General features: G+C 77.3%; 4 protein-coding genes and 1 riboswitch. Of the genes, 1 reads left to right on the forward strand and 3 read right to left on the reverse strand.

All coding sequences use genetic code 11. The features are described from left to right. From RKE29_RS26235 to lanKC, 3 genes are all read right to left on the reverse strand, one after another. The coding region (locus RKE29_RS26235; protein ID WP_312008136.1) for an ABC transporter ATP-binding protein at positions 1-1,860 on the reverse strand (1,860 nt) is incomplete at its 3' end. Positions 1,861-2,613: 753 nt separating this feature from the next. Beyond that, a complete protein-coding gene (locus RKE29_RS26240) occupies positions 2,614-2,733 on the reverse strand; it encodes a SapB/AmfS family lanthipeptide (RefSeq protein ID WP_312008133.1) in 120 nt (39 codons plus the stop codon). A gap of 102 nt (positions 2,734-2,835) precedes the next feature. Beyond that, on the reverse strand, positions 2,836-5,742 hold the full coding sequence (gene lanKC, locus RKE29_RS26245; protein WP_312008134.1) for a class III lanthionine synthetase LanKC: 2,907 nt from the start codon (positions 5,740-5,742) through the stop codon (positions 2,836-2,838). 654 nt (positions 5,743-6,396) lie between these two features. On the opposite strand from lanKC, the gene RKE29_RS26250 reads away from it, so the two are divergent. Beyond that, positions 6,397-6,720, forward strand: a complete 324-nt coding sequence (locus tag RKE29_RS26250) for a hypothetical protein (protein WP_312008135.1) — start codon at positions 6,397-6,399, stop codon at positions 6,718-6,720. A gap of 375 nt (positions 6,721-7,095) precedes the next feature. Then, positions 7,096-7,224: riboswitch (cobalamin riboswitch) on the forward strand. The last annotated feature ends 277 nt before the right edge of the window (positions 7,225-7,501 follow it).

Below are 7,501 nucleotides of genomic sequence, written 5' to 3' on the forward strand. Positions count from 1 at the left end.
GTCCGCGGCGTCCGCGGAGCGGAGGGCGGCGGGCCCCGCGCCGGAGGCCCGGTCGGAGCAGGCGGCCGGCGGCCGGGCGGGTGGGCTCTCGGCGCCCCGGGAGTGCGCGCCGGGAGCGTCGTGGGGGGGGTCGGCGACAGTGCCGGGGGGGTCGGGGAACGCACCTGGGGCGTCGAGGGACGCGGCGGGGGCGTCGGGGGACGCGAACACCGCGCGGTAGTGCGGGTCCCGCCACAGTTCCGCGTGCGGGCCGACCGCGCGGACCCGGCCGTCCTCCAGCCAGGCCACCAGGTCCGCGCGGGCCGCGGTCGCCGCGCGGTGGGCCACGATCAGGCGGGTGCGGGCCGGGGCGTCGGGCCGCCCGGCGAGGGCGCCGGACACGCGTCGCTCGGTGACCGTGTCGAGGCTGGAGGTGGCGTCGTCCAGGATCAGCAGGCGGCCGGGGTGCGCGAAGGCCCGGGCCAGGCCGAGGCGCTGGGCCTCGCCGCCGGACAGCGGAGCGTCGGCGCACGGCGTGGCGTAGCCGTCCGGCAGGCGGCGTACGAAGTCGTCGGCGCAGGCGGCGCGAGCGGCGGCGGTGACCCGCGCGGGCGGCGGTTCGGCCACGCCCAGGGCGATGGTGCCGCCGATGGTGCCGCCGAGCAGCGCGGGGCGCTCGAAGGCGTAGCCGATCGAGCCGCGCAGCTCGTCGTGGCCGAGGTCGGTCAGCGGCACGCCGTCGAGCAGCACCTGCCCGGAGTCCGGGTCGGCCAGCCGTCCGGCGAGCGCGGCCAGCACGGACTTGCCCGCGCCGGAGCGGCCCACCACGGCGACCGACCGGCCGCCGGGCACCACCAGGTCCACGCCCGAGAGCACCGGCCGGCCGCCGCGTGCGGCGTTCACGCCGCGCAGTTCGACGGTGCCCGGGCCGTCGGGCGGCAGCCGCCGGGCGCCGTACGCCGCGGCGGGCTCGGCCAGGACGTCGGCGAAGCGGCGGGCGGCGGTACGGGCCCGCACCAGGCCGCTGAGGTGTCCGACGAGCGTGCCGAAGCCGGTGGCGAGGACGGCGTAACGGGACGCGGCGAGCAGGCCGCCGACGCTCAGCCCGCCCGCGGTCAGCCGGACCCCCGCGACGGCCAGGACGGCGATCTCCAGCAGCGGGACGAGCGCGGCGGCCTGCGCGGCGGACCGGCCTCGGATGCGCCACATCCGGTGGCCCTGGCGGCTCAGCTCGGGCAGCGGGCCGAGGACGCGGTCCCGTTCGCGGCCGGCGGTCCCGGCGGCGGCGATAGTGCGCGCACCGTGCAGCGCCTCCATCAGGCGGCCCGCGATCTCGCCCTGGCTGTCCTGGTAGCGGGCCACGCTGTCAGTGGTGTCGCGTACAAAGGACTTGAGCAGGACGGCGAGGAGGGGAAGGCCGGCCAGGAAGGCCACGCACAGCCACGGGTCGATGAGGGCGAGGGCGACGAGGCCGCCGACCGGGGTGACGACGGCGGCGAGCGAGGCGGCGAGCGCGGTGGGGGCCGCGCCCGCGTGCGCGGCGTTGCCGACGAGCCGGGTCACGAGGTCGCCGGGGGCGAGGCGGCGGGTGGCGCGCGGGCCCACGGCGAGGGTGTGCCGCAGCAGCCGGCGGCGCGCCCAGGCGGTCGCACGGGCGGTGGTGGTGCCGGACAGCAGGTCGTCCAGGGCGCCGAGGACGACGAGGAGGAAGGTGAGCGCGACGCAGACGAGTGTCCAGCGACGGGCCGAGGTGCCGTCGGGATCGGAGAGGAGGAGGTCGAGCGCGCGGCCGAGGGCGGCGGGCAGCGCCAGGCCGCAGGCCGCGACGGCGGTGGTGAGCAGGGCCAGGGCCGCGGCGCGGGCGGCGCTGTGCCGGACCATGCGCAGGAGGAGCCGGTCGGCGGCGGCCCGGGCCCGGGGGTCGGCGGTTCGGGAACCGGCGGCGGGGGCGGAGTCGCGGGCGAGCCCGGGGGGCTGCTCGGAGGCCTTACCGGCGGTTCGGCCGGCGGGCTGCCCGGGGGGGTGGTGGGCGTCCTGCTCGGGGGTCCGCTCGGCAGCCTGGCCAGCGTCCCACCTGGGGGTCCGGTGGGCGTCCGGTTCGAGGGCCTGTTCGGCAGCCTGGCCGGCGGGCTGTCCGGGAGCCTGCTCGGCGGGCTGGTGGGCGTCCCGCTCGGCGGCTCGCTCGGGGGCCTGGGCAACAGGCTGCTCGGAGGCTGGGTCGGCGTCCCGCTTGCGGGCCTGGCCGGGGCCGTCGTCGGCGTTCCGGCCGGCCGGGGCGGTTTCGGCGGAGGCGGCCATGGTTCGCAGTCCCTCCCGTCCGGGCGTGGTGCCGTGGCATGCGGTCGCGGTGCGTCCGGTCACGGCCGCGCGGGTCGTGACCGGACGTCACGGCCGCGCGGGTCGCGAGCCGTGCCGGGCGCGGCCGTACCGCTCCCGGGCCTGCGCGGCCGTATGCCGGGTGGCGGTCCGCGCCGCGCCGCCGTGGGCCGCGCTCCGGACGGCCTGCCGGGCGCGCGCTGGGCCGGGCCGGAGCGGCGCGGTCCCAGGGGCCCGGCAGGCGATCCGGCCGGGCCCCTGGGCGATGCCGCGGGCCCGGGCGGGCCATGCCGCCCGGTCCCGCGCGCGGGCGTCAGCTCACAGGCAGAGCAGGAAGCTCGCGTAGCTCTGCTTGTCGCACAGCAGCACGCTGAGGCCGCTCAGGTCGCTGCTGTCCGGCTCGGGGGTCTTCATGTTCTGCAGGTCGAGAAGGGCCATGACCGTGTCCTTTCGTCAACACATCACTGGGAACGGGTGCTTCTGTTCGTGCTCGGCCCCTGCCGGGACCGGTCTTGCCACGGCCCCGGACCGGGGCCGGCTCTAGGGCCGCCGTGGTGGCGGCAGGAAGGGCAGCGACGCGGTGGGCGCGGCGGCCCGCTCGGACGTCGCCGCCTCGGGCTCCCCGGCCCCGGGCGCCGGCGTCCCGAAGACTGCGGGCTCGGGGACTGCGGGCTCGGGGACTGCGGGCTCGGGGACTGCGGGCTCGGGGACTGCGGGCTCGGGGACTGCGGGCTCGGGCGCCGTGGNCGCCGTGGCCCGGGGGGCGTGGGCCGCGGCGAGGGCCAGCAGGCAGCCCGCGGTCCCGGTGCCCAGGTCCATGGACAGCCGCATCATCTGGTCGCCGGGGAAGGCGAGGTGGCCGCGGTAGTCCATCGCGTACCAGGCCATGGCACGGGTCTGCGCGGCGAGGTGGGCGGGGCCGACGGCCGGGTCGGTGGTGCGGCTGAGGTGCAGCACCATCCCGGCGCGGCCGTTGAACAGGTTCGGCTGGGCGTAGAAGCCCGCGCACGCGGCGGGCGTGATGGCCGCCCGGGCCCGCGCCAGCTCCTCGTCCGCGCGGTGGGAGAGGTAGGTGTCGAGGACCATGGCGATGCCGACGCTGCCGCCCGACACGTATGGCAGGACCCGCGACCCGTCGTCCACTTGCAGCACGCCGTCGCGGTCCCGGACGCAGGCGTCCAGGTCACGGCGGAGCGCGGCGGCGGCGAGGTCGAGTAGCGCCGGGTCGCCGCTGTGCTCGTACAGCCGCAGAAACAGCAGCGCGGGCCCCGACGAGCCGTGCAGGAGTCCGGCCCCGCCCTTGCGGCCGGCCGCGCCCCCGGCCGGGGTGCCGCCGTACCGGCCGGCGAGGAGGTGGGCCGCCTCCTGGACGGTGGCGCGCAGCGCCGGTTCGCCGGTCGCGCGGGCGAGGTGGTCCAGGGCGAGGCCGAGCCCGGCGAGCCCCCGGTACAGGTCAGGCCCGAGCCGCTGCCACTGCTCGTCCAGCACCCGCTCGGTGAGTTCGAGGGCGCGCTGGGTGTGGCCGAGTCGTTCCAGGACGTACGCGACGCCGATCAGGCCGTCGTAGAAGCCGAGCGGCGTGCCGCGCGGCGCCGGGTCCGTGTGGTCGAGCAGCCACTGCTCGCCCTGCTCGTACGCGTCGGCGCCGACCTGGTGGAGGGCGTAGAGCACGCCCGCCGCGCCGTGCGCGACGCCGAGCCCGCCGCCGCCTGAGAACTGGGCGATGTCGCCGGGGAAGAGCCGGTCGTCGCGCTCGGGCGTGGCCGAGGCGAGGACGGCGCGGACCATCGAGTCCCGGCTGCGCGGCCAGTCGGCGGGGTCGACCGGCAGGTACCGCGCGGGGGCGGCACCGGTGCGCGGCGGCGCGTCGTCGGGGACGCGAGGGGTCCGCGCACCGGCCGCCGCCCGGGCCGGTACGTCGCCGGACGCCTCGCCGAGCGCCTCGCCGGGTGCCCGGCGCGGCGCGCCGGACGGCGCCGGCCCGCCGTCGGCCCCGTGTCCCGCGCCCGTGATGACGTCGACCGCCTCGTCCAGGAAGGCCCGGTCCACCGGGAACAGCTCCGCCGCCAGGTCGGCCAGGTGCGCCGCCTTGGCCCGGTCCATCACGAACAGGGTGGTCATCGGCAGGAACAGCGCGAGCCGCAGGCAGGCCAGCGCGTAGCGGTCCACCTCGAAGCCGCGCCGGTCGGCGGGTGCCACGAACCCCGGGTGGGCGACGGCCTGCCGCCGCCCCTCGCCGACGTCGGCCGCCACCTCGAAGTCCAGCAGCCGCACGGACTTCTCGTCCGGGGCGACCATGATGTTGAACATGTGCAGGTCGTTGAAGACCAGGTTCCGCGCGTGCACGGCGGCGACCGCCGTCTCCACGGCCGCGTGGATCTCCAGCGCCCAGCGCGTGTAGGCGGCGAGGGCGGCCGGGTCCGGGTCGGCCGTCAGCAGCGGGTGGCGCTGCGCGAAGAAGGAGTTGAGGGTGCGGCCCGGCAGGTGGTCCATCACCAGGAACCGGTGGTCGCCGAGGGTGAACCAGTCGCGGAACTCCGGCGCGACGCCGAGGCCCGACAGCCGCTCCAGCGCCGCGCGCTCCCGCTCCAGGCGCTCGACGGCGTCGGCGCCGTCGGTGGCCAGGCCCGCGTGCGGCCGCGCCTCCTTGAGCACCACCTTCTCCCCGGTGCGCGTGTCGCTCCCGACGTAGACGCCGCCGCCGTTGGAGAAGTGCAGGGCCGACTCGATGCGGTAGGGCAGGTCGCCGGTGGTGACGGCGTTGCGGGCGGCGAGCTGCGGCTGGAGGAAGTCGGGCAGCGCCACCCAGTCCGGCACGTGGAAGGCCGGATCACGCCGGTCGGGGACGAGGTTTCCGGCCGCGTCCTCGATGGCGGGCACGAGGGCGCCGGAGCCGGCCGGGTCGAGGCAGTGGCGCTGCGCGAAGGCGCCGTAGCGCACGTACAGCGGGCCGGAGTTCCAGCGCAGATCGGTGAGGATGTACGGGCCGGGCTCGCCGTCGAGCTGTTCGCCCAGCTCCCGCAGAATGGTGTGGCATTCCTTCTCGTCGACCGGGTAAATGGTCGCGAATTTTCCGCTCGAACCCCGCGCCGCGTACTTGGAGTTCTTCAGGTGCAGGGCGTGCGGGCTCGGGACGAACTTGAAGGGAATTCGCCGGGGGACGCAGTGGTCCCATACGATGGCGGCGATCTTCTCCGCGTTCTCCCGGCGAGCGGTCACGTGGATCTTCCAGCCCTGGAGCGGTCCCCCGGCGGCCGGGGAACCGGGCGCCGCGACCGGGTTGACGTGCAGCCAGTCCCCGGTGAGGAGGGTCTTCCAGCCGTCCGGGGCGGGGCGCCGGGCGGTGTCGTAAAGCGGAACGGAATCCTCTCGGCCGGCCGGGATACGATCCGACGTCTCGTAGAAATACCTGTCGGCCAGGCAGAAGATCTCGTAGCGCTTGTCCATCCAGCCCCCTTTTGCGGCAACGCGTAGAGATTTCCACGCCGTGCGGGCGGGGAAAAGTAACACCTGTCACGAAACAGCCGTGCAGAACGCATGAGTAACAACGGCGCGAACCTGCCCGGCCGCCCGGGCCACCGGGCCCGGTGGCCTGCCCCGTCCCGCGATCCCGTCCCGCACCCCGTCCCGCGCCCCGTCGCGCGCTCCCGGCCGTGCCCGGGGCCGTCGCGCGCCCGGCCCTGGTCTGCCGGCTCCCGTCGGGTCCGGCTCCGGCGCCGTCCTGCGGGTGTCCGGGCCCGGTCCTGCCCGGCCACGGCCTCCCCGGCGTTCCGGCCGCGCCTGTCCTGCCTTCGGCCTCGCCGCTTCCCGACCGGTGCGTTCCGGCCGCGTACGGCAGCCGATTCGGAGCACTGCGGCCCCGGGCGCCTTCAGGTCCGCGCCGCCTTAAGGTCCGCGCAGCCTTAAGATCCGGCCGACGGCGGGCGGTCGGGGCTCTCCGCCCTGCCCCGGTCCCCTGGCGTTCCGTCCTCTCGTCCGGCCGTCCCCTCGGGCGGGCGCGGGCGGGCGCCCGGGCCGGGTCCGGCGCGCGCCCGTCACCGCTGTGGGTTAATTCGGCGAAGGCCGAACGCGCGGGCCGGGAACGGGGATTACGATGCGCCCATGGCTGCCGAACGCGTGTGGGTGATCTCCTGCGACCGGAAGTCCTGCAAGGGCCGCGTCGAAGTCCACGACGCGCACACGCTCGAAGAGGCCCGCGCACACGCGGCCGCCGTCTCCGGCTGGAAAAGCGACCGGGGAATCGTGGGCCGGGTCCTGGTCGGCAGCACGGCGCCGCAGGACATCTGTCCGGCCTGCGCCCGGGGCCGCACCGTGCACGCGCGCGGCCAGTGCCCGCACTGCGGCGGGCTCAGCCTGGGAATGTCGGACAAGTGCTTCGACTGCGGCCGGTCCACGCCGCGGGACGAGCAGGACGACCTTTTCTGAGCGGCCGCGCCCGCGAGCGGCCGGACTGCGCGCACGAGCGGCCCGACTCCGTGTGTGCACGGCCCGATTCGCGGCGGTCGGCCCGATTCCCCGGCGCACCGCCCGAGTCCGTGGTCCCGCCCGTTCACGGGGTGGTCACCGGGCCGGGCGACGCGGCGCTGCGGCAGCCTCCGCGGTGACGGGTCGCGCCCCTGACCACGGTGCGCCTCGCGTGCTCGGACGCGCGTCTCCGGGAGTTCCCCGTCGCGACCCGTCCGCGCCGACGACGCTCCGTACGCCCGGCGCCGACCCCGCCCCCCGGGCCGTACGGCGCGTGGCCCGCCGGGCCGTACGGCGGTGCGAGGGCCCTCGTCCGGGCCCGGGCACGCCGGTTAAGGTGTGCCTGACAACTGCAACTTTCCATCGCGTACGAGCGGGGAAAGCCGGTGCGACTCCGGCGCTGACCCGCAACCGTGAGCACGGCCCGCGCGCCTCGTGCCGCCCGTGCGAGCCGGAGCACCCGCCCGGACGCGGTCAGGCTCCCGTCGCCGGGCGACCGGCGCGGCACCGTCGTGGTCTGCGGAGCTGAGCCCGGCTTTCCTCGCGCCACCCGCCACCGGGCGGGCGGCGGGACGGCCGTGCGCGACGCGCCACCCGCCCGGGTCCGCGCCCGTGCCTCGACGGCACACCGAGAGGCACCGCCCATGACCGTACGGACCATACGCCGCGGCGCGGCGGCGCTGGCCGTCTGTGCCGTGCTGGGCGCGGCCGCCGCCCCCGCCGCGCAGGCCGCGCCGCGCGC

The organism is Streptomyces sp. B1866 (assembly GCF_031932565.1).
Taxonomy (GTDB): Bacteria; Actinomycetota; Actinomycetes; order Streptomycetales; family Streptomycetaceae; genus Streptomyces.

Bases quoted from the DNA above. Each gene is read 5' to 3' on its own strand.
- RKE29_RS26240 (WP_312008133.1), bottom strand. From the start codon at position 2,733: ATGGCCCTTCTCGACCTGCAGAACATGAAGACCCCCGAGCCGGACAGC.
- RKE29_RS26250 (WP_312008135.1), top strand. From the start codon at position 6,397: ATGGCTGCCGAACGCGTGTGGGTGATCTCCTGCGACCGGAAGTCCTGC.